This window comes from Carnobacterium iners (assembly GCF_900177385.1).
Taxonomy (GTDB): domain Bacteria; phylum Bacillota; class Bacilli; order Lactobacillales; family Carnobacteriaceae; genus Carnobacterium_A; species Carnobacterium_A iners.
In genome coordinates, this window is sequence record NZ_FXBJ01000002.1 from 301,854 (window position 1) to 325,517 (window position 23,664).

Annotated in this window: 19 protein-coding genes; 4 read left to right on the plus strand and 15 right to left on the minus strand. The window is 35.9% G+C overall.

Translation table 11 applies throughout. From position 1 onward, the window contains the following. Positions 1–106 precede the first annotated feature (106 nt). From B9Y54_RS01625 to groES, 5 genes are all read right to left on the minus strand, one after another. Positions 107–3,196 carry a type I restriction endonuclease subunit R gene (locus B9Y54_RS01625; protein ID WP_085558688.1) on the minus strand — a complete coding sequence of 1,030 codons (3,090 nt, stop codon included), beginning with the start codon at positions 3,194–3,196 and terminating at the stop codon, positions 107–109. A 14-nt stretch (positions 3,197–3,210) separates the two neighbouring features. Next, the gene (locus tag B9Y54_RS01630) at positions 3,211–4,473 is read right to left on the minus strand and encodes a restriction endonuclease subunit S (protein ID WP_085558689.1); all 1,263 of its coding nucleotides are present in this window, start codon (positions 4,471–4,473) and stop codon (positions 3,211–3,213) included. Next, positions 4,470–7,037 carry a type I restriction-modification system subunit M gene (locus B9Y54_RS01635; RefSeq protein WP_085558690.1) on the minus strand — a complete coding sequence of 856 codons (2,568 nt, stop codon included), beginning with the start codon at positions 7,035–7,037 and terminating at the stop codon, positions 4,470–4,472. The genes B9Y54_RS01630 and B9Y54_RS01635 overlap by 4 nt, the downstream gene beginning before the upstream one ends. Before the next feature lie 329 nt (positions 7,038–7,366). After that, positions 7,367–8,989, minus strand: a complete 1,623-nt coding sequence (gene groL / locus B9Y54_RS01640) for a chaperonin GroEL (RefSeq protein ID WP_085558691.1) — start codon at positions 8,987–8,989, stop codon at positions 7,367–7,369. Positions 8,990–9,366: 377 nt separating this feature from the next. Continuing rightward, entirely contained in the window at positions 9,367–9,651 is a 285-nt protein-coding gene (groES, locus tag B9Y54_RS01645; RefSeq protein WP_085558692.1) for a co-chaperone GroES, read from the minus strand. A 336-nt stretch (positions 9,652–9,987) separates the two neighbouring features. Between groES and B9Y54_RS01650 the strand changes: the two genes are divergently transcribed. Both B9Y54_RS01650 and B9Y54_RS01655 read left to right on the plus strand, forming a co-directional pair. Further along, the gene (locus tag B9Y54_RS01650) at positions 9,988–10,641 is read left to right on the plus strand and encodes a CPBP family intramembrane glutamic endopeptidase (RefSeq protein ID WP_085558693.1); all 654 of its coding nucleotides are present in this window, start codon (positions 9,988–9,990) and stop codon (positions 10,639–10,641) included. Between the two features lie 37 nt (positions 10,642–10,678). Continuing rightward, positions 10,679–10,885: a DUF4305 domain-containing protein gene (locus B9Y54_RS01655; protein ID WP_085558694.1), complete on the plus strand. Its 207-nt coding sequence runs from the start codon at positions 10,679–10,681 to the stop codon at positions 10,883–10,885. A 14-nt stretch (positions 10,886–10,899) separates the two neighbouring features. Here the strand turns inward: B9Y54_RS01655 and B9Y54_RS01660 are convergent, their stop codons facing one another. Continuing rightward, positions 10,900–11,556 (minus strand): redox-sensing transcriptional repressor Rex, encoded by a 657-nt coding sequence (locus B9Y54_RS01660; RefSeq protein ID WP_085558695.1) that lies wholly within the window; start codon positions 11,554–11,556, stop codon positions 10,900–10,902. A gap of 290 nt (positions 11,557–11,846) precedes the next feature. Between B9Y54_RS01660 and B9Y54_RS01665 the strand changes: the two genes are divergently transcribed. Beyond that, positions 11,847–13,799: an ABC-F family ATP-binding cassette domain-containing protein gene (locus tag B9Y54_RS01665; protein WP_085558696.1), complete on the plus strand. Its 1,953-nt coding sequence runs from the start codon at positions 11,847–11,849 to the stop codon at positions 13,797–13,799. 41 nt (positions 13,800–13,840) lie between these two features. Here B9Y54_RS01665 and tsaD read toward each other — a convergent pair whose 3' ends face one another. Genes tsaD through tsaB form a run of 4 tightly spaced genes read right to left on the minus strand, consistent with a single transcriptional unit; the run spans position 13,841 to position 16,691 of the window. Further along, positions 13,841–14,875 (minus strand): tRNA (adenosine(37)-N6)-threonylcarbamoyltransferase complex transferase subunit TsaD, encoded by a 1,035-nt coding sequence (gene tsaD, locus B9Y54_RS01670; protein ID WP_085558697.1) that lies wholly within the window; start codon positions 14,873–14,875, stop codon positions 13,841–13,843. Positions 14,876–14,913: 38 nt separating this feature from the next. Then, positions 14,914–15,390, minus strand: a complete 477-nt coding sequence (gene rimI, locus B9Y54_RS01675; protein ID WP_085558698.1) for a ribosomal protein S18-alanine N-acetyltransferase — start codon at positions 15,388–15,390, stop codon at positions 14,914–14,916. A gap of 7 nt (positions 15,391–15,397) precedes the next feature. Continuing rightward, entirely contained in the window at positions 15,398–15,982 is a 585-nt protein-coding gene (gene rimI / locus B9Y54_RS01680; RefSeq protein ID WP_085558699.1) for a ribosomal protein S18-alanine N-acetyltransferase, read from the minus strand. Next, positions 15,969–16,691, minus strand: a complete 723-nt coding sequence (tsaB, locus tag B9Y54_RS01685; protein ID WP_085558700.1) for a tRNA (adenosine(37)-N6)-threonylcarbamoyltransferase complex dimerization subunit type 1 TsaB — start codon at positions 16,689–16,691, stop codon at positions 15,969–15,971. Before tsaB ends, rimI (B9Y54_RS01680) begins: the two co-directional genes overlap by 14 nt. A gap of 556 nt (positions 16,692–17,247) precedes the next feature. Between tsaB and B9Y54_RS01690 the strand changes: the two genes are divergently transcribed. After that, positions 17,248–17,442 carry a CsbD family protein gene (locus tag B9Y54_RS01690; RefSeq protein WP_085558701.1) on the plus strand — a complete coding sequence of 65 codons (195 nt, stop codon included), beginning with the start codon at positions 17,248–17,250 and terminating at the stop codon, positions 17,440–17,442. 150 nt (positions 17,443–17,592) lie between these two features. Here the strand turns inward: B9Y54_RS01690 and B9Y54_RS01695 are convergent, their stop codons facing one another. From B9Y54_RS01695 to B9Y54_RS01715, 5 genes are all read right to left on the minus strand, one after another. After that, positions 17,593–18,537, minus strand: coding sequence for an RluA family pseudouridine synthase (locus B9Y54_RS01695; RefSeq protein ID WP_234987779.1), 945 nt, complete (start codon positions 18,535–18,537; stop codon positions 17,593–17,595). Between the two features lie 182 nt (positions 18,538–18,719). Further along, positions 18,720–19,712, minus strand: a complete 993-nt coding sequence (locus B9Y54_RS01700; RefSeq protein WP_085558702.1) for a LacI family DNA-binding transcriptional regulator — start codon at positions 19,710–19,712, stop codon at positions 18,720–18,722. Between the two features lie 25 nt (positions 19,713–19,737). Continuing rightward, positions 19,738–20,796 carry an aldose epimerase family protein gene (locus B9Y54_RS01705; protein WP_085558703.1) on the minus strand — a complete coding sequence of 353 codons (1,059 nt, stop codon included), beginning with the start codon at positions 20,794–20,796 and terminating at the stop codon, positions 19,738–19,740. A 25-nt stretch (positions 20,797–20,821) separates the two neighbouring features. Continuing rightward, positions 20,822–22,318, minus strand: a complete 1,497-nt coding sequence (gene galT, locus B9Y54_RS01710) for a UDP-glucose--hexose-1-phosphate uridylyltransferase (protein WP_256205865.1) — start codon at positions 22,316–22,318, stop codon at positions 20,822–20,824. Positions 22,319–22,450: 132 nt separating this feature from the next. After that, positions 22,451–23,614 (minus strand): galactokinase, encoded by a 1,164-nt coding sequence (locus B9Y54_RS01715; RefSeq protein WP_085558704.1) that lies wholly within the window; start codon positions 23,612–23,614, stop codon positions 22,451–22,453. Positions 23,615–23,664: the final 50 nt, after the last annotated feature.

The following is a 23,664-nucleotide window of genomic DNA, read 5'->3' on the forward strand; positions in this document are numbered from 1 at the left end:
CATTTTTTTAGTAGGATAACCCTTTAAAACACTCGCAGAAAAAATGCGAGTGTTTCAGTAATCTTAAGTCGTAATAAAGGTAACCGATACTGGTCCAAATTTTGTTTTATAATTTGAATTTTGTTTTAATTTGCGGAACAGTCTTTATGAGATAGGGTGTCAATGCAAAGTTGTGCATCAGTTGATTGCTTCCTTGTTTTTTAGTTGCAGAAGAAAAATCCAAACTTCCTATTAAGTCATCAATAAACGGAATATCTTTTGGCGAAGTGAGTGAATAAGCCTCTACAGATTTTTCAAAAACCTCACCGTCTACTCCCCACTCTTTTGCAACTCCGTAAATAAAGGTTTTCTTTTTATCATTCTTCCACTCTTCAAACGCTCGATCAAAATTAATCTCACTTGAAATCTTTCCAGCTTCTAATTCTTCCACGACAAACTCTTTCAATAATTTCGCTTGTTCATTTTCACCAAGATTACTCAATTCTTCAATTTGTTGGTAAATAATACGCAGCGTTTCCGTATCAACAATTTGTCTCCCGTTAGTTGAAATTGTTTTAGAACCAATTAAATTCAAGATATGATTGGCATCAATGACTTGTGTCCCTGCTAATTTCGTTTTTCCTGCTAGCATCGGAACTGGTGGAGGTAAGGGCAAATCTCCCCCTTCTTCAACTAACAAGTTGCGATAGGCACCAATGTAATAGAACCACGTTCGTTCATCCATTCCAAACGCCTCATCATTCCATTGATACTCATAATATTGTTCAACTAGGTTAAATTGTTCTGAAGCCTCTTTATACGCTTGTACGAATAATTTATTTGTCTCTTCTAACGGTTGGATGGCTTGCCAATTTGTTGGGTCAGGCAATACCTCTTTCATATCAATCAGTAAGAGTTTAAATTTTTCACTTGCTGTTAAATAAGGCTCAACAATCGCTTTACTACTCGTCCCACCACTACCATAGAGTTTTAAAGCGACATTAACCATTTCTTCAGTGATTTTAGGGTATTGAAAATTAATAATTGTTCCAAATTCTTTCGTTGAACCGTAGATCCGATTCGTTCTCGAATAAGCTTGAATCAATCCATGCAGTCCCAACGAGCGATCAACATAAAGGGTGTTCAACAGTTTAGAGTTATAACCTGTTAATAATTGATCTGCCACAATAACAAGGTCAATATTTTTAGGGTTACGGCCACTTCCTCCTTTAGCTGCTCGTTCAATAACATCTTCAAAATAGGCTTCTTCTCCACGTTTTTGATCGCCAACTACAAACTCAATACCAGTAAACAAGCCGTACTCTTTGAACATGTTTTCAATGATCGCTGGATCCATCCGTTCTGCTTCATTGGTCGTACCGAAACTAAATGTCATTACGATATTCAATTGGCTATCTTTTTCTTTCATTTGTTTTTTAAATTCGTCAAAATAAGCCATCACACGTTTTTTATAGGCAACAGTTAAAATCGCATTGAATGTTCGATCTTGAGATTGAGCATCCCACTGGGCCAAAATTTCTTCTACTACTCGTGGGATGTGCATGTCATCATGATACACTAACAGACTTTCTTCTTTTGCTGCTTTTTCAACTTCTAAATCAGTTAATTCTTGTACTTGTCTTTCTATTGTTCTTTCTTCGGTTTCTGGATGCTCTTCTTTTAGCAGATCGATTAACTGTTCTCTCAAGTCTTCGTAACTACTAAATTCACCAGTGTTGATATAATCAACGTGAAAGCCTAAAACGTTTTTATCAGCAATCGCTTCTTCAATCGTATATCGATGAACCAGTGGACCAAATAATTTTTCTGTTGTATCAATGACTTCACTTTTTTGATTTATTTTTCCTTTAGCTTGATTTTCATCAAACAGTGGCGTTCCTGTGTAGCCAAAAAATAAACTATTCGCACCAAAATAATCTTTAATGGTCCCCATCATTTGTCCCATTGTTGTCCGATGTGCTTCGTCAATAATAAATACGATTCGCTTATCGGCTAAATGAGTATCATCTGCCTCAATCAAATCCTTCACTAAACTATTTAGCTTGAATGTGGTTGTGACAACGATACCGCTATTGGATGAATGCATTATTTTACGTAGTCCGTAAGTATGTTTTGTCCCATCGACAGAAACCGATTCATAAGCCGCGTAAGCTTTAAAATCCTCGCTTGTCCGGCTATCTAACTCACGACGATCTAAAAGAAAGACGACTTTATCAAAGCCCGCTCGTGTCGAAAGAAAGAGGGCCGTTTTAAAACTCGTAATCGTTTTTCCTGAACCGGTTGTATGCCACACGAAACCACCATGAGGAATTCGTTCTTCATTATCCCAGCCAAACGCTGCTCCTTCAACGGCTTGTAAGGCATGAACTTGATAAGAACGCATGAGCATATGTCGCCGGTCTTCTTCCTCTTTTGCTTGATCAATAACTAAATAATCTCCGACCATTTGATGCGCCATTGGAATCATCAAAAATTGACCAATAACTTCTTCCCAATTGTTAACCGGGATATTGTCTTGATCTGCCCAGTGGAATAAAAAGCTCGGGTTAAAATCAAGAACCGTTTTAGGTGTAGCAAAATAACGAGTGGCTACTTCAGAAGTAATGACCATCATTTGTGAAAAGGCCATGAAATTCTTCGTATATTCTCCCTCTTTGTAATACCGTTCAAATTGACTAAAGGCTTCATCCAAGGTTCTATCTGCACGCTTTTGTTCAATATTAATAAGCGGTAACCCATTGATTAGTAAAACTATATCAAAACGGTTGCCATTGGGAGTTGCTACTTCTCTTGCGATACGGTAGCTGGAATCTCCGCCACTTACTTGTGCCTTTTTGAAGATAGTGAGCGTAATTTGTTCTCTTGTCACGCGTGCATCCGCATCTCGGTAAATACCATCTATTTTACCTTTAGATCCTTCCATCGCCAATAATTTCGCTGCTTCAAAACTATTGGCAATTTTATCCACTTGAGCCATCACTTGGCTAAATTCATTGTCCGTTAAAGGAATACCTTCCAGTTGATCCACGTTAATCCGATTTAATTCACTACGCCAATGATTGATTAAGTCTTTGGTCGTTACTTTTAGTTTTGTTCCATCTAATTCTTCAGGCGATTCCCATTTAAATCGGTGCAATCTTTCTACAAAACGGTCTTGAAAGCCTGCTTCTGATACATTTTTCGGTGCATTACTCATTTCATCCCACCTTTTTACACAAACATTTCTTGTAAATAAGCCTGCTTCATTGCTTTTAGTTTATCTAGTTTTTGTTGTTGGTTCGTGATTTTATCGTCTAGTTTTTTGAAGAACTCACCTATTGCTTGTTGTTCTTCGAATATTGGTACGAATATAGGCATTTCACCTAAAGTTTTTCCAGATATTTCCAAAAAAGTAGATCCCGATGCTTTACTAATTGCATATGATTTAATCAAATATCCCATTGAATAAATGAAATAAGTATCAATTTCACTTTTCAAAATGATAGATTGAAATCCCTGATTTGTAGAAGCCGAATTCTTTAGTATCGCCATACTACCAATTCCAGCTCTACTAGTAAATAAAATTGTTTTATTTGCTGGGAGTATCTTTGCAGAACTTTTTTCAAGTCCAATTTCAGTAATCTTTCTAACGCTACTATCAACATAAATTTCATTTCCAATTTCAGTAGGTGAATACCAATCGATGTTCCCATTCCAAAACTCTTCTTTATTAGAGCTAGGTGTACCACCACCTACTATTTCGGAAATATCTTTTAACTTGCTTTCAATCCATTTCTCTTTAAATCCTGGAAACCTTCTTTTTGGTACTGGTTTATCCTCAGCTGGGAACATTTCAACAAGATAAGCAGATTTCAAAGCTTTTTTTTTTTCTAACTTATGCTGTTCGAGAGAAATCATTTGATCTAAGTGCTTAAAAAACTCACCAATTTTTTGTTGTTCCCTATAATTTGGGAGGTAAGATGATAAATTTCCTAATGTTACGAGTCCAATTCGTTTTCTAGTTGTTCCAGTTGAATTTTGCAAAGCCTTTTTCCTAAATCTTAAATCGTTGATTAATGTTAATATAAAATACGTGTGATAATTTTGTGTATTTACTTTTAACCTGATCCCATCTGAAGACATTAAGTATTTCGTATAGTTTCCAGGTATAATTGCTGCTCTTGCCAATGGTTCGGCCATTTTAGCAATAATTATTTCTTCTGGATAAATTAAATTTGATGAAAGTGTTTTAGCTTTTGATTCAGAGGTATATATTTTATACTTATCTAAAAAAATACCGTCTCCAATGTTTTGAAGTTGAATTATTCTAACGCCTTTTTTCGTGTAATCCTCTGACTTTAAATCAGAACCAAAAGGCCCACCTGTATATGAATACTTATGATTTTTATCTCGAAAATCTTTTAATATTCTTTCTTCCCATTTCTTATTAAATTCTTCAAATCTTCTATTCGGAACTAATTTTTTCTTATTCAAGACTCATTCACCACCAATTGCTGCATCATCTCTTCTAACTCTTGCTCTAATTGGTTTCCTTCTTCTTCCAATGTAGTTAGCGTATCAGAATAACGATTTTGTAGTTGTTCTAATACGGCTAATTCTTCGGTTAAAGGATTTTCAACTAAGCGCATCACTTTAGAAACCAGAGAACCAAACCACTTTTCATACATAAGATTATCAATTTCTTCATTCGTTAACGTTTCGATACGTGATTCAGTTGCTTCTTTTAATTCTTGGTTTAATTTCTTTACTTCACGACTTAAATTCGTTTTTCCGTTTAATAAGTCTTCAACTTTTTTCAATAACGTATAGTCTGTATTTCCTTTTGTAGCTTCTTTTAATAACGAGCGAATTAAACCAATTGTGAAAGCATCTTCTTTATCGTTCAACACCTCACTCAACGCACTTTCTTCGTCACTATCTTCCACTTTTGCTGCTTCGACTAAATCCATTAATTCCGCTTCAACTTCAGAAAGTCCTGCTTCTTTTTCTTCTATTGTAACAACATCTTCAGAAAATAACTGTTTTTTGATTAAGTCATTCGATACGATACTGCCTATCCAACCGTCTTGTTCTTCTCGTTTTTTCTTGCCTGTGCCTTTCGTTACCATTAATGGTACTCGAGTGCGACCAGCAGTATAGAAATCAGTCAAAGCAATAATCTCTGCATCTTCAGTTAATTTTTCTTTCCAGATTTCAGCAATAATTTGGTAACCATCGTATTCATTTATGTGCTTGAACGCTAATAGTAATTCCTTAATCTCTAGCAACATCGCATCACGAAGTTCAGTAACCCCATTTACGTCATCGATTGTTTTTAATAGTTCCCAATACTTATCTAGATAAACTTTTAATTGTTGCTCAACTGCTTTTGATTTTTGACTAACATGATCATCATTCAACACTTTTTTTGTTAATGCCTCTATTGGTTCTGTTAGTTCAACATATCCACTACGAACTTCTTTCAGCGCTTGCTTGATAATCGTTGGAACAGATTCTTGTAATACCTTTAATTCTGTAATATTTTTAGAAGGAATTCCCCCATATAAGTGTGCATCTACATCATGTGAAACTTCTCCATCAATTGTTTCAATGTAACGTGGAATATTTAAGTTGTAGTCATTTTCTATAATTTCATCTCTCGTTGCCAAGTGGCTATAACCGACTTCTTCACTACTCGTCGCGTAAGCATCTACGATTTTAGCAATATCTTTTTCTTGTAAAACGTTTTGCTTCCCCTCTTTTACAAATGTTTTAGAAGCATCAATCATCAATACAGGTGCGCCAAGTGGGCGATCTTTCTTCAAAATAAGTACTGTAACTGGAATACCTGTATTTGTAAATAATTTGTCTGGAAGACCAATGATGGTATCAATATAATTCTTCGCTAATAATCGTTTACGTATTTCGCCTTCTGATCCTCCTCTGAATAACACCCCATGAGGCAAGACAATCGCCATTGTTCCTTGTTGACCTAAGTGGAACAGTCCATGTAAAAGAAAGGCATAGTCCCCTTTTGAATCAGGCGGTAGAACTCCTGCGACTTCAAACCGTGGATCACTGATTTTTAAATTTGATTTATTCCAATTCTTTACTGAGTATGGCGGATTCATTACGACTGCATCGAATTGTACACCATCATTAGGACGCTGTGGGTCTTCTGGCCAATCTTCTGCAAGTGTATCGCCATTGCTAATCGTCATTTTCTCTGGGCGTACACCATGAAGCAAGAGATTCATTCTAGTTAAGTTATAGGTTGCTGTATTTTTTTCTTGGCCATAATACGCTAATCTTTTCTTCTCATCTTCTGATAAGTATTTGCTCACCGTTAATAAAAGTGAGCCTGAACCAACTGTTGGGTCATAAATCGATTTAATTGATTTTGTTTTAGCAACAATTTGGGCCATAACTTCACTTACTTGTGGTGGAGTATAGAATTCCCCTGCTTTCTTTCCAGACTCCATTGCAAATTGCCCAATTAGATATTCATACGCATTCCCTAATACGTCTCCTTTTTGCAAGGCAACCATGTTCAAATCAGCAAAGAGTAAAACCAATTCTTTTATATTTTTATTTCGTTCATTTAAGTTGCTGCCTAAAGCCGTATCTGTCAAGTCAAGAGTAGAACTTGAGAATAATCCTTTAAAGTCATCTGAATCACCTGTTATAGCGATTGTTCTCTCGAAATTATTCAAACTATCAGTTACTTTTTGAACTTCAAATTCACCTGTACGAATAGCGCTAATCCACGTTTGGTATAAGTGTTCTGGTAAAACATAATACCCAAGAACATCAGAAATCATCTTTACAAGTTGATCTCCATATTGTTGGTAGTTTTCATGATAAGCTTCAATCACTTCTTTTTCGGTCTGTTGTTTCATACCGCTCGTCATTCTAAATGTATCGATTGTTTTATCGCTTAAAAATTTGTAGAACATGAGTCCCAACATATAATCTTTGTATCGACTGGCATCCATTGACCCTCGTAACTCATTGGCACCGTCCCATAATCTTCTTTTTATTTCATCTGATGTAATCATATTTATTCCTCCGTATGTATCCAACAACCGTTGGTGCGTATTTTCTTTCTTAATTAGTGAGATAAGATGAATTGGTTTCTTTCACTCTAAACCAGTCTAGTTTAGTTCTTTAGCGCTTACTTTCTTACCATTATTAGAGTGAATTACGTACTATTTTTTTATTATAACCTACTCAATCTTACCATAATCACTAGTCTAAAATCTTCTATAAAAAAATAAGATCACTATACAAGAAAAAAAGACCTTTCGTAAGTTAATAAACTTACGAAAAGTCTTTTCTAGTAGCTATTTTACAATTTAATTCTTTGGTGCCAAAGAGTTAATTCTTCTTACATCATGCCGCCCATTCCTTGATCCATTCCCATTCCAGCTGGTGCATCTGGCATTGGTTGGTTAGCGACAACAGCTTCTGTTGTTAATAACAGTGCTGCAATACTTGCTGCGTTTTGTAACGCTGAACGAGTAACTTTAGTTGGATCAACAATTCCAGCTTCAATCATATTGACCCATTCATTTGTTGCGGCATTGAACCCAATACCCATTTCAACTTGTTTCATTTTTTCAACGACAACAGCGCCTTCTAAACCAGCGTTTGTTACGATTTGACGGATAGGCTCTTCTAGAGCGCGCAACACGATTTTTATACCAGTAGCGACGTCTCCTTCTTCTTCAAGCTCGGCAACTTTTGCTTGAACATTGATGAAGGCTGTTCCTCCGCCAGATACGATTCCTTCTTCTACTGCTGCACGAGCTGCATTTAAGGCATCTTCAATTCTAAGTTTACGCTCTCTTAATTCTGTTTCTGTTGCTGCTCCAACTTTAATAACAGCTACTCCGCCTGAAAGTTTAGCAAGACGTTCTTGTAACTTTTCGCGATCAAAATCAGATGTTGTTTCAGCAGCTTGGGCTTTCAATAAAGAAACACGTTGCATGATAGTCTCTGAAGAACCTGCTCCTTCAACAATTGTCGTTGAATCTTTTGTGACAACAATTTTAGCTGCATGTCCTAATTCATTGATGCTTGTGTCTTTCAATTCAAGTCCTAAATCTTCTGTAATAACTGTTCCACCGGTTAAAATAGCCAAATCTTCTAGCATCGCTTTACGGCGATCACCAAATCCTGGCGCTTTTACAGCTACAACGTTGAACGTGCCACGTAATTTATTTAATACTAGCGTTGGTAATGCTTCACCATCAACATCGTCTGCAATAATTAAAAGTGGACGACCTTGTTGCAAGATTTGTTCTAATAAAGGCAAGACATCTTGGATGTTTGAGATTTTTTTATCCGTAATTAAGATATATGGATTCTCCAAAACAGCTTCCATTTTATCGTTGTCGGTTACCATGTATTGTGACAAGTAACCGCGGTCAAATTGCATCCCTTCAACAACGTCTAATTCAGTTTCAATCCCTTTAGACTCTTCAATTGTGATGACGCCATCTTTACCGACTTTTTCCATTGCGTCTGCAACCAATTGTCCAACTTCACTGTCTCCAGATGAGATTGCGGCAATTTGTGCGATTGATTCTTTGGTTTCTACTTTTTTAGAAATAGCTATTAATTGTTCTACAGCTACTTTTGTTGCGATTTCAATTCCGCGACGAATGCCCACTGGGTTTGCTCCAGCTGTGACGTTCTTCATACCTTCACGAACGATTGCTTGCGTTAACACAGTAGCGGTTGTTGTTCCGTCACCAGCAATATCGTTTGTTTTTGAAGCCACTTCAACGACTAGTTTGGCTCCCATATTTTCAAAATGATCTTCTAGTTCGATTTCTTTTGCAATGGTTACGCCATCGTTTGTGATTAATGGTGAGCCGTATGCTTTTTCAAGTACGACGTTTCTTCCTTTGGGTCCTAATGTTACTTTGACAGTATCTGCTAAAATATCCACACCACGTAACATTGCTGCACGAGCGTCTTCTGAAAATTTAATATCTTTTGCCATTTCTACTTCACCTCATTCGTTTAGTTGTGTTGCTTTTAGTTGTTTATCTTCATTTTTGAATAGAACCGCATGAAACAGCTTTTCTCTCGGCATGTTTCAATCAGAACTCTAAAAAGGTGGACAAGTTAAAGAATGAAAGCAGTCCGTTTATCCACTAATCAGTCTACATGGACAAGTCTGACGTTAGTCAGTTGCTACTTGTCCATTTTTATTTTTTTTAGACAAGTCTAATGTGAACTATCCTATACTTGTCTGTTTTTATATTCATTTAGACAAGTCAGAGAGAAATCTTTTAAACTTGTCCATTATTGTGTAACCTAAGATGAATTAACTTCAAAATTTTTATTACTCGATTAATAACACATTATTCGTTTATTTTACTCAACGATTGCGATAATATCGCGCTCATTCAAGACAAGAAATTCTTTGCTGTCGTATTTAACTTCTGTACCTGTATATTTTTCAAATAAAATGGTATCGCCAACTTTTACTGATAAGTCAACTTTTGTTCCGTTTTCTAGTATGCGTCCTTCACCTACTGCAATGATTGAACCTGTCTGAGGTTTTTCTTGCGCTGAACCCGGCAAAACAATCCCGCTGACAGTCTTTTCTTCTTCCTTTGCGACTTCAATAATGACACGCTCTCCTAATGGTTTTAACACGTAAATCCCTCCATTTTTTCTTATCCTATTTCCTGTTTAGCACTCTTATTAGAAGAGTGCTAAACCACTCTTTTATAATAAGCAACTTCACTCTTAATTGCAAGCCTTTTAACTCTTTGAGAATAAAAATTTCTTTATTTTATGTTGAAATCTCTCATTTTCTAGAAATGAAATCAGATATTACTCTACCTCTTTGGATGTATCTTATGTTATACTGGCAAATGAAACTTATTTGATTATCGAGAAACCTTAGTTCTTTTCTCAATAAATAAGCAAATACCAAGAATTTAAATAAAGAAGTTTGTTGCTTCTAAAAAAGAAGGTTTAACATCAGTTATGAAAAAAAGAATAAAAGAAACACCTATTTCTATTCTATTAACTTACATCGTAGCTCAATTCTTGCCCGTTTTAATTTTAGCTATAGCTCCTAAAACCTATCAAACAGAAGCCTTAATTTATGGCTCTATTTTTTCTTTTACTGCAGGTGCGCTAGTTATGCTGGTGCTAAATCGAAAGTCAACGATTAGGAACAGTCTAACGTTAAGTACTTCGGCCCCTTGGAAAGAAGTTGTGATGTGGGGATTAATTGGAACACTGATGGCTTTTGCTGCTCAGTTTATCGCAACGCTCATTGAATCACAATTACTAGGCTTAACGATGGAGTCCGCCAACACACAAAATCTTTTATTAACAATTAGTAAATACCCTTATTACCTCATTATTGTTTCTATTATGGCACCTATTATGGAAGAATTTGTTTTTAGAAAAGTTATTTTCGGCTTTTTTTACGACTTAACGGGTGTTGTAGGCGCAGCTGTAATCAGTTCTTTATTATTTGCTTTTATCCATGCAGATAGCCATATTTTACTTTATTCGTCAATGGGATTTGTTTTTTCTTATCTTTATGTCAAAACAAAGAATATTGCTACGCCAATTATTGCACACGTTCTAATGAATACCAGCGTCGTTTTACTCAATTTATTCCAGTAATAAACAAGGTTAGTAGAGAAAGGAATTTCAACTGTCTATGAATAGCAAAAATTTTATCTTACAAATTGTTTTTAATTACATTATGTCTATTGTCTTCATCTGGTTTACGATTAACTCTGTAGGCACTGAAGGCTGGGGACTTTTCCCAGTTTTATTTGTTCTATTTGCTACCAGCGATTTTGTGCGTGCATCTAAATTATTAGAAATTTATTTGCAAATAAAAAAAGGCGATAAACCCGAATAGGTTTATCGCCTTTTTTATTCTTCTTCTAATTTTGGTTCTTCTTTTTTATAATGATCCAAGAAATAAATCAAGGTTTGCAATTCATTCGTTAAATCAACATTTTGTACACGCATGTCATCTGGTACAGTGATGCGAATAGGTGTAAAGTTCATAATTCCTTTTACACCAGCTTTTTGTAATTCATTCGCTGTTTCTTGGGCAACTTTAGTCGGTACTGTTAAAATAACGATTTCGATTTGTTGGATTTTAAGTTGTTCAATCATATCGCTCATTGGATAAACAGGGACGCCACTTAATATTTTCCCAATCAAGTCTTCATTGATATCAAAAGCTGCACTAATTCTCATATTATTGCTTTGATGGAAATTATAGTTTAATAAAGCATGTCCCAAGTTACCCACACCAACTAAGGCGACATTGGTTAATCGATCTTGTTTCAATGTTTTACTAAAAAAGTTCATCAAATTTTCTACATCATAACCGTATCCTCTTTTCCCTAGAGCTCCGAAATAAGAAAAATCACGTCGAATGGTTGCACTATCGACTTTTACTGCTTCGCTTAATTCTGTTGAAGAAATACGGTCTTTACCTGCATCATGCAAAAAACGCAAATAGCGGTAATAAATAGGTAAGCGCTTTGCTGTTGCTTTTGGTACTTTTGGTTTATTCATCTTGTTCCTCCGTTATATTTTATCATTAACTTTCGCTTTAATGTTTTCACAAGTATATACTAACAAATGGAATTTCACAAACTTTTCAGCTCAACGTTCTTATTATAGCATTTTTTCTGAATAAATATAGTCTATTTTCTTAACTGGCTTTGCTGTTTCTCTCACTATGTCTCATTATAAAGCACTAAAAAAACTTGCTTGTGAAGTGTTTTTTTTATTTACTGGAGTAATATCAGAACCTACAGTTATATGATAAACTAGAGTGGAGAATAATGAAATGAGGAAATAAAATGATTTTATTACAAGTTCAACACGTCGCTCGTTATTTTGGAGCTGATGTCTTATTTGAAAATACTTATTTAGAGATTCAAGAAAATTCAAGAATTGCTTTAGTTGGCCGAAACGGTGCTGGGAAATCCACTCTATTAAAAATGATTGCTGGAATTGAGCAACCTGATGCTGGACAAATCATTAAAAGCAAACAAGTAACCATTGGATATCTTGCACAAAACACTGGTTTACATTCAAATGATTCCATCTGGAATGAAATGTTAACGGTTTTTGAACCCGTTATTCAACTAGAAAAAGAGATGCGAAAGATTGAATTGCAACTTGGCGACCTTGAACTTTTAGCTGACGAAGCCTTATATCAAAAAACATTAGAACGCTACGACCAGTTACAGCACGATTTTAAGTTAGCTAATGGCTTTGGTTATGAAGCAGAAATCCGTTCTGTTTTACATGGTTTTCGTTTTTATGAAGAAGATTATCAAAAAAACATTCGCCAATTATCTGGTGGACAAAAAACACGGTTAGCTTTGGCAAAATTATTATTAGAAAAAAGAGATTTACTGATTTTGGATGAGCCGACTAATCACTTAGATATCGAAACTCTTAACTGGTTAGAAAACTATTTACAAGCTTACCAAGGAGCTTTACTCATTGTTTCGCACGATCGTTATTTTTTAGATAAAGTCGTCAACGAAGTTTATGAAATCAGCCGCCAAAAAATGGTACATTATAAAGGCAACTATTCTAAATATCTTGACTTAAAAGCGGCTAATCTTGAACAAGAATGGAAAGAATACGAGAAACAACAAACTGAAATCTCAAAACTAGAAGATTTTGTTAACCGTAACTTAGTACGAGCTTCCACTACTAAGCGTGCGCAAAGCCGGCGTAAACAGCTAGAAAAAATGGACCGGATAGATCGTCCTCAAGGTGATGAAAAGTCTGCTCACTTTCGTTTTCAAACAGAAAAAGAAAGTGGAAATGTCATTTTATCTTTAAGAAACGCAGCGATTGGTTATGAAGATCAGATTTTGTCTTCGCCTATTGAGTTAGATATTCGTAAATATGACTCTATTGCTTTGGTTGGACCAAATGGTATCGGAAAATCTACTTTATTAAAGTCGTTAATTGATGATTTACCTTTAATCCAAGGAGAAAAACAAATTGGGACAAATGTCGATTTAGGCTATTATGATCAAGAGCAAGCCAATTTGAATTCTAGAAAAACCGTCTTAGGTGAGTTATGGGACAGTCATCCGACGACTCCCGAAAAAGATATCCGCAGTATCTTGGGCAGCTTTTTATTTTCTGGCGATGATGTTGAAAAATCCGTTACTAACTTAAGCGGTGGAGAAAAAGCTCGATTGGCGCTAGCAAAATTGTCTATGAATCGTGACAATTTCTTAGTCCTTGATGAACCCACCAACCATTTAGACATCGATAGCAAAGAAGTATTAGAAAATGCTTTAATTGATTTTGATGGAACACTTTTATTTGTTTCACATGACCGTTACTTTATCAATCGATTAGCTACTTCAATCGTTGAACTGTCGCCAGATGGTAGCACGCTTTATCTTGGTGATTATGATTATTACGTTCAAAAAAAAGCCGAACAAGAAGAATTAAAATTATTAGCTCTAGAAGAACAAGAAAAAAATATGCTTATTCTTGAACCTGTTGCAACAAGTAAGAATCACCGCGAAATAGATAAAGAAACACAAAAGAAAGCTAGACAGCTTTCGCGTCAAATTGAAGCGTTAGAAACGAAGATGGCTGAAATTGAAGAACAAGTTGAGGAAATAGAAGTCCAATTAATTGATCCTGAGGTATTTGGTAATCATGTTAAAGTTCAAGAAATAAATGTGCAATTGACTAAATTAAATACAGAAAATGATGTATTAGCAACTGAATGGGAAGAAAAAAGTATCGCTTTAGAAGAATTAGAAAACTAAAAAACACGACTGGATTTTTTAAAATCCAGTCGTGTTTTTAGTTAACTCTCGTCATAATGGTCAAAAGAAAGTCCAGGTTGTGCATTTAAGTCGTATCCACTGAACTCTTCTCGCTTGAATTTAATATAAGCAGCTGCACCAATCATTGCTGCATTGTCGCCACATAAAGCAAGTGGCGGAATAAGTAATGCCACGTCTGTAAGTTCTTCTTTGACAGCTTTAGTCAAAGCACTTCTTAATCCTTTATTGGCTGCAACACCACCAGCCATCACTAATTGCTTGATTTCTAATTCTCTAGCTGCGCGAAGTGTTTTACTGACCAATACGTCTATCACACTTGCTTGGAAACTAGCTGCTAGATTTTCAGGATTCAATTGTTCCCCTTTTTGCTCTGCGTTGTGAACCATATTAATAAAAGAACTTTTTAACCCACTGAAACTAAAATCATAGGTATCATCTTTTAACATAGCACGTGGGAAATGATAAGTATCTTGACCTTCATGCGCCATCTCATCGATTCGTTTCCCACCAGGATATGGCAAACCTAATACACGGCCGACTTTATCATAAGCTTCGCCAGCTGCGTCATCACGTGTTTCGCCGATGATTTTGAAATCGCCATCTTCTTGCATGTAAACTAGTTCTGTATGTCCACCACTAACAACTAATGCCAATAATGGAAAAATTAGCGGCTGTACTAATTGATTCGCATAGATATGACCTGCCATATGGTTAACCGCAATCAACGGTAAGTTATGTGCAAAAGCTAATACTTTGGCAGCATTAACACCAATCAACAAAGCCCCTACTAAACCTGGACCATTAGTTACCGCGATAGCCGCTAAATCACTGTATGTGACTTCTGCTTCTATCATAGCTTCTTCTATACATTGTGTTATTTGTTCCACATGATGACGGCTAGCAATCTCAGGGACTACTCCACCAAAGCGCATATGGCTTTTAATCTGTGATGCGATAATATTAGATAATAGCAAATGCCCATCTTGAACGATGGCAACGCTGGTCTCATCGCAACTTGTTTCAATCGCTAAAATTAAATTTCGTTTAGACTCCATGCCTTCACTCTTTCTCTTTTACATTTTTATTCTTTAATTTATTCCATGTATTGCATTACAATCGCATCTTCAATTGGATTATGGTAATAATTTTTACGGATGTCAACTTTAACTAAACCAATTTTTTGATAAAGCAGTCGCGCTGCTTGATTGGATGAGCGAACTTCTAAAAAGAGTTGCCTCATTCCTTGCTCTTTTAAATAAGCTAAACAGGCAAACATTAAATCCGTTGCAATCCCTTGTTGTTGGTATTCTTTTCGTACACCGAAATTAGTGATTTCTGCTTCTCCTAAAAAATGCCTATAACCGATAAATCCAATAATTTCTTCCTCTTTCATAGCTAAACCATATCCTGCTAAAGGTGTTTCTAAATCTGTTTGAAAGCTTCCAATTGTCCAAGGCGAGCCATTAGAGTAACTATTTTCTGCACTGTCATAAAGTTCTTGACTCGTTATCGTTGTGCTTTCTGGAAAAATAATCTCAATCTTTCTCTTTATACCATTACATGAACTCATATTTTCCTCACATTCTTAAAAGTGGTAAACGCATCTCTAACGCATCTTCATGATCGCCAGCATAGTACCCTTTTTTTATTCCAACTTTTTTAAATCCTATTTTTAAATACAGTTTTTGTGCTCGTTTATTTGAGACTCTTACTTCCAAACTGACTTTATCCATCTTTTGTTGTACGGCTAAATAAATGACTTTTTTTATTAACAAGTAAGCTATCCCATTTCTTCGTTTTACTGGAACAACGGCAATATTTGTGATGTGTGACTCACCATCAACAAACCACGTTCCGATAAACGCTACAGCTTCTTTTTCATCTCTAACAATCAAGTATAAGGCCCTTTTATTATGTGTTATCTCTCTTCTTAAAGCTCCTTCACCCCAGGGAGTCGTTCCATTGTAGCTCAATTTCTGAATACGCAAAATATCGGCAATATCATCTTCTATCGCGATCCTTAATTCAACGAACTGTCCATCATCCAGTTCAACCATTGACTTTGGAAACTGGACTTTTTCAGCTAAAGTACTTTTTTGCAGTCTATTACTTTTACTGATACGAGCTTTTTGTCTATCAAACCACTCTTTAAATCTTTTCAATATAAGACTCCTCCAGCTGATCTGGGTGTTCTTTACGCCAATTTTCCTCCGCCTCTGCTAACTTTAAGTAATGAGGCAGCAGTGTGTAAACATCTACAGGTTTTTTCTTTAGTCCCAATAAACCGACAACACTTCCCTTAGGCAAATGGTTTTTCAAAGAAGCGGCTACTACTCGATCTCCTAATACCTGCTCGAAAGTCTGTTGGTGCAAAACTCGATCTTCTCCAATTAATTCAATCGTACCGGATAATTTTTTTAAATGACTAGCCCATTTTTCTGCCGAAACATGTGTATCTGGCTCAATTTGAACCAATTCTCCAACTTCCCATCTATACAGACCCGTATAAATGTTGCCCCGTCTTGCGTCAAATAAAGGAACCAAGTAATGAGTTGATTCTTCGCAGTTACCCGCTAGAATAGCTAAACTTGAGACACCCGTAATTTCTTTTCCTAATGTCCAAGCTAATGTTTTAGCAATCGTTACTCCGATGCGTAATCCCGTATAAGATCCAGGACCTTGCGCAACTACTATACGATCTAAATCAGCCGGCTTCCAACCAACTTCCGCTATCAATCCAGCAATGGCAGGCATTAAACGTTGGCTATGGTTGCCTTTTATATTTGTTGTTAGCTCTCCAATAATTTTTTGATTCTCTAAAACAGCGACGCTCATCGCTTGATTGGAAGCGTCAATGGCTAATAATTTCATCTCTAAACGACTCCGTTCTCTTTCTATTTCATATGGGTAAATGTATCTCTTTATTTTAGCACACATCCTTTGAAAAATTAAGTAGCCTAGAAAGGAAGACTACCGTATTCTATTTTTCAAACGTGTAAGAAAACTAGTCCGTTCTAAAGAGACAAATCAGCTCGAAAGACAGTGAACTCAGCGCTGATTCAGTTGGAATGGACAAGTCAGACACTTTTCAGAACCGACTCGTCCACTCGTGTGCATTTTGGACAAGTTAAACAGATAATGGCGCTCGCTTGTCTGTTTACAACCTAAAAAGGACAAGTTCAAGAAAAGTTTTACTCTACTTGTCTCTTTTCTCGAACAAGATAGATTTTTCTAATCTAGGTGACAGATATAAGACATTAAACTAATTTGCTTAAAAAAGCTTATTGTTTGATTTTTTTAAAAAATCAGGTATTATTTGGTTATAGAAGTCGTTCACATTTTAGACGCAATTCAATTTATTCTTTTAAAGAAAAGTTGCGTAGCAATGACTACTATACAACAAATTATTTAATAGGAGGATGATCGTATGACGGACAAAGATAATGGAATGAAAGATAAATTAAAAGGTACGAAAGACAAGGCCGTTGGTTCAGCTAAAGACGCCTATGGTGATGCAACAAATGATTTATCTAAACAAGCAGAAGGCAAAGCGCAAAAAGCTAAAGGCGAAGTCGAGAAAAAAGTCGGAGAAGTTAAAGAAGACCATAACAATCGCAACTAATTTTATCATTTATCGAGAGTGCTACGTTGTAGCACTCTCTTTTTCATATGAAATTTAACCTTGCTAAATAAACTATTTTATATAAGATTCTTTTAAAAAAAGCTAAGCACTCTTTTTTAAAAGAATGCTTAGCTTTTTTTATTCTACTTCTTATTTTGAATGAACTGAAAATACTTTTGGTACTTTAGCTTTAAAACTGACCAACTCACCGGTTGTAGGATGAATGAGCGCTAATGTTGTTGCATGTAATCCAAGACGTTTTAATGGACTAATAGTAGAACCATACTTTTTATCGCCTACAACTGGATGGCCAATTTCTTCCATGTGTACTCGAATTTGATTTTTCCGGCCTGTTTCAAGTTGAATTTCTAATAACGTAAAGGCATCATTCGATTTAATCTTCTTGTAATGCGTGATAGCTCGCTTTCCACCATTGTCAAACGGGCTAGAGAAAACATGCATAGATTTATTTTCAGTCAACCAAGAATCAATTGTTCCTTCGTCTTTTGTTATAACTCCTTCGACTAATGCTGTATAGATTCTCTCCTTAACACTGTCTGACCAGTTTTCTTGTAAGGCTAATTTTACTTCTTCACTTTTTGCAAAAAGCATCACGCCTGAAGTATCTCTATCTAAACGATGAACTACAAAAACTCGATTTTTCTTGTTGTCTTCTTTAACATACGTGGTTACTTGACGATAAGCTGTTAAATCATGTTCATTTTTAGAAGCCATAGAAAGCATACCCGCTTCTTTATTGATAACAATAATATCTTTGTCTTCAAAAAGAATACTCACCCCAACTAAAGCTTTTTCTTTAATCGCTTCTTTATTAGAAACAATGGATACTTTTTGTCCTGGAGATAAAGGGTAATTATGCTGTTTAATATTTTTCCCATCAACCCACACTTGACCTCTTGTTAAAACTGATTTTATAGAATTGCGACTATTTTTAACTTTTTCTTCTATTAAAAAATCTAACATCTCTATTGGTTCTTTAACGGTATACTCAGTCGCTTTTGTTGTGTCCTTGTATTGGAATGATTTTTTCTCTATTCTTTTTTTATTAGTTGGTTTAGGATTTCTTTTTACCACGTGCTCACTCTCTTTCGTGTTTGATTCATATTTTATTAAGACTAACGGTACTTTTATCCGTGTGTTCCTTCTCTTGCACAGTATAACGGAAAAAGACAAAAAAATAACCTAAAAACTGAATCTACTCTCTACACGAGTGAATTCAGTTTTTAAGATTAATGTCTAATCGAACAATAAAAAGCTTAAGAAGTACTTCCTCGTAAAATTAAATCCGTTGATAAGGTAATTTTTTTAGCTACTTGTCGCTCAGAATCTATTCGATCCATCAACAAGTCAAAACCTACTTCTCCCATTAACTCGGTATAAACCTTAACCGTACTTAACGTTGGGTAAACGTATTTAGCTACACTAATATCATTAAAACCAATAACTTCAACTTTTTCCGGCACTGAAATTCCAGCTTCTTGCAACGCGCGAAGTGCACCAATCGCTAAAGCATCGTTTGCAACAAAGAAAGCCGTTGGCAAATCTTCTCCTAATTCATGAATGGCTTCTTTCATGAGTTGATAACCCGATGTTACATTGAATTTTCCTATGAAAAAGAATTTCCCATGATACAATTCTTTTTGGCGTAAATACGATTCAACTAAGATAGACCGTTTATCCGGAGGGGTCTGTGTCTCTTTTGCATAATGTTCTTGTCCGCCAATAAAACCAATTTGTTGATGATTTTTTCCAGTCAAATAATCCATAACAGAATAGACTGCTTGCTCAAAATCAACGACTACTGAGTCCAGTTTTTGACCCAATAAATCGAAATCAATAAAACAAATATTTTTAGTCCATAATACAAGTTGCTTTATTTGAGTATTGCTAAATTTCCCAATAGCAACAATGCCTTCAATATCTTGTTTCGGTTCAAAAAGGCTATCTTGAAAATAACGTTCAATTCCATAGCCCTCTTCTTCGGCGCGCTTTTCTACACCCAAACGAATCGATAAGTAATACAAGTCATCTAGTTCTTCTTTTTCTGTATACCATTGAACAATCGCAATTTTACCTGTTTTCTTGCCTTTTTTCTTTTGGTATTTAGTATACTCTAATGCTTCTGCTGCTTCAAAAATTCTTTTTTTAGTGTCATCGCCTACAGATAATGTCTCATCGTAATTCAATACGCGAGATACAGTGGCACTTGAAACATTCGCTTTTTCAGCAATGTCTTTAATCGTGGCCATTCTTTATTTCTTCCTTTCTTTTTTTCTACAAGATAAGATCAAATTGATAAATTGTTTCTGAGTAGAATTTCTCATCTGGTTTTAGAATGATATTGCCAAAATTACCATGATGAATCGCATCTGGTAGTACTTGTGTTTCTAACGCGACACCAGAGTAAGGACGAACATTCTGTCCATCGATTTCATATAATCCTTCAGCCCAATTGTTCAAATACACAACAACTGCTTCCCGGTCTGTATAAAAACGAACCCGTCTTTTGCTAGTAGCATCCGTGATTTGTCCGTTAGCTTCCCCAACTTTAACCTGATTTAAAATGAAAGGGTGGTCGTATCCTCGATTGCTAACCGTTTGTGGATGGGCACTTTTTACTCCTGTTTTTAAAGGCATAGCTTGTCTAAAATCAAATGGCGAATCAGTTACATCTAATAATTGGCCTATCGGTACAGAATCGCTTTCTAATGGAGCATAAAAGTCACTATTTAATTGCATATGATGCTCTAGAATACCATTTACATGGTTTCCTGACAAGTTAAAATAAACATGATTGGTTGGATTAAAAAGCGTTGTCTTATCGGTTGTGGCCGTGTATTGGATTTTGCATTCATTTGCTTGAGTTAGGAGATACTTTACTTGGACAGTTAGATTGCCAGGGTACCCATTTTCATTGTCTGGACTTAGGTAAGTAAAGGTCAATGAACTTTCATCACTATCAGACTCTGCTTCCACCTGAGCTTCCCAGAAACGTGAATCAAAAGCTGGGCTGCCACCATGATGATGGTTCACACCTTCATTAATCGTTAATTGGACCGGTTTACCGTCTAGTTCAAAAGCCCCATTGGCAATTCTACCCGCTACCCGACCTATGGTTGCACCATAATAAGGTCGATAGGTAACATAAGGTTCAACGGAATCAAATCCTAATGTAATGTTCTCTATTTTCCCATCTTTATCTGGCGTTTTAATTGCTGTCAATGTTGCACCATAGTCCATTGCAGACACTTGTATACCCTGACTATTTTCTAATGTGTATTCATAAACTGGTCTGCCTTCTACTTCTCCAAAAAGACGCTTGCTTGCTTTCATTTATCCTTCCTCCTTTTCTTTATCTTTATTGAATCGTTTGAATGAAGGACTTAAATGCCGCTTGACCTTCATCTGTTTGTTTGTAAACCCCAGCGTCTTCTAAAACGCGCAAGAACACTTCGCCTACTGCTTTGTCGATTATCTCTTTTACGTTATCTGTCATAGGTTTTGTTTGTGCTTTTATTTCTATTGCCCATTCTCTATGACTTTCTGCCATGTTGTTTTCTTGGTTCAACAAATAACGCTCAACTTCTTTTAACTCTGCTTTTAAGCGTGGTGGTAAGATAGCTAGACCCATTACTTCAATTAAGCCAATATTTTCTTTTTTAATGTGTTGCACGTCAGCATGAGGATGGAAAATACCATCAGGAAATTCAGCTGTTACTCGATTATTTCGCAAGACTAAATCTAATTCGAACTTATCGCCGTTCATTCGTGCTATTGGAGTAACCGTATTATGAGAAACGTTATCCGTTTGCGCTACGATTGCAACCGTTGGATCTGAGTAACCACGCCATTCTTCAAGAATAAGCGTTGCTGCATCAATCATTTCTACTTTATTCGAACCCTTCAAACGAATAACAGACATTGGCCAATGAACTAATCCTGCTTCAATGGATGGAAATCCTTTTAAGTCAAATGAGTGGGTAATCTTTGCTTGTTCCATAGCAAACGTGTGTCTTCCGCCTTGATAATGATCATGGGTTAAAATAGAGCCACCTACAATCGGAAGGTCAGCGTTAGAACCCACAAAATAATGAGGAAATTGTTCAACAATACCCAATAATTTTTCAAATGTTGCTTTTTCTAGTTTCATTGGCTTGTGTTCTTGTGATAAAAAAATGCAATGTTCATCATAATACGCATAAGGAGAATACTGTAGTCCCCATCCTTCACCATTTAAAGGCATCCTGACAATCCGATGGTTGCTTCTTGCCGGATGATTAAGGTGTCCAGCATAGCCCTCATTCTCCATACACAACAAGCACGTTGGGTAATTCGTAGTCGTTGATTGTTTGGCTAAAGCAATTTGTTTTGGGTCTTTTTCTGGTTTAGATAAATTAATCGTAATTTCTAGTGGTCCAAACGGACTTTGCGAAATAAAATGACTATTTTTTGCAATTTGTCTTGTTTTGATGTAGTCATTAGCTTGGCTTAACTGATAAAAATAATCCGTTGCCTGTTTCGGACTAATCGCATAGTGCGACCAGAACTGTCGGTTAACTTCTGATGTTAAAGGAGTTACTAAATTCATTATTTCCGCTTCTAATACCTCGCGCTCTGTTTGTAGATCTGAAATGTTGCCTGATTCTACCGCACAATCAATTAGTTGATCTAATAATTCCAAACGTTCAGAAAGGTGTTTAGAAGCTTTTAGTGTTGGGTCAAAATCAATTTTACCTAATAATTGCAATAACTGGTTAGTCTTTAGAATTTTATCTAATGAGTCAATTTCTTTTTTTTGACAGCCGATTTCAATGAAATCTATCATCAGTTGATTTACATTTTCTATTGTATTCACCTAATACCACCTTTTGTCGTTTATAGTAAACGCCATTTTCGTATTTTTATTCTACTTGTACGCCAATAATGTTCACTAGATGTCGGATACTAACCTCATCAAGTGAACACAACGAGCTTATTTCAGTACTCTTTATAATACTTTTGCGCCGTCGCTAATACTTGCAATATAAAACTCAGCTGGATAGCCGATTTCTGCTTCATATCGTTTACCAACGTTTTCAATAAATGGGTCAATTTGATCATTAGCTACTATCGCAAGTGAGCAACCACCAAAGCCAGCTCCAGTCATTCGTGCTCCGATAACTCCTGGTTGATCCCAAGCAGCTTGGACCAATGTATCTAATTCAACGCCCGTCACTTCATAGTTGTCTCTCAAAGAGATATGCGAAGCATTCATTAACAATCCAAATTCTTTTAAATCACCTGATTTTAGTGCTTTTGCTGCTTTAATTGTCCGTTGATTTTCGGTAACCGCGTGTCTTGCACGCTTTTTAATCGTTTGATTCGATAATTGGTTTTCATATGTTTCAAACGTTGCTTCATCTAATTCACCTAATGAAGCAACAGGAACAAATCTTTGTAACTCTTCTAATGCCTGCTCACATTCACTACGTCTTGAATTGTAGTCAGATGTTGCTAGTTCACGACGTTTTTTTGTATTCATAATTACAATCTTATGGTCGCCAAGTTCAACTGGAATCAATTCGTACTCTAACGTGTTGCAATCAAGTAGTATGGCTTTATCTTCTGCTCCCATACCAACAGCAAATTGATCCATAATACCAGAGTTTACTCCAATAAATTCATTTTCTACCTTTTTACCAGTTTTAATTAAGTCAAGACGAGTTAACTCTAAGTCAAACAAGTCTTCTAAGATAATTCCCATTAGCAATTCAATTGAAGCGGATGAAGATAAGCCAGCACCATTAGGAATAGTGCCATAAATTGCTGCGTCAATTCCCGTTGAAATATCGTGTCCTGCTTCTTTTAAATAATTCAATACACCTTTAGGATAATTAGTCCATTTATCTTCCTCACGATAAGTTAAGTCAGATAAATCAAAAGAAATGACGCCTAAATCTGGAAAGTTTTCAGAATATAAGTTTACTGTCGTATCTTCTCTTTTAGCTGCAACTCCATAAGTTCCTAACGTAATAGCACAAGGAAAAACGTTCCCTCCATTGTAATCAGTGTGCTCGCCAATTAAGTTGATTCGTCCTGGAGCGAAAAACGCTTTCAATTCTTTGTCACCAAACAGTTCTACAAACTTTTCCTTCAGGCCTTTTAATTCCATCATTAGTCTCCTCTTATTCGTATTGTTTCTTCTATTTTATTTCTTAAAGT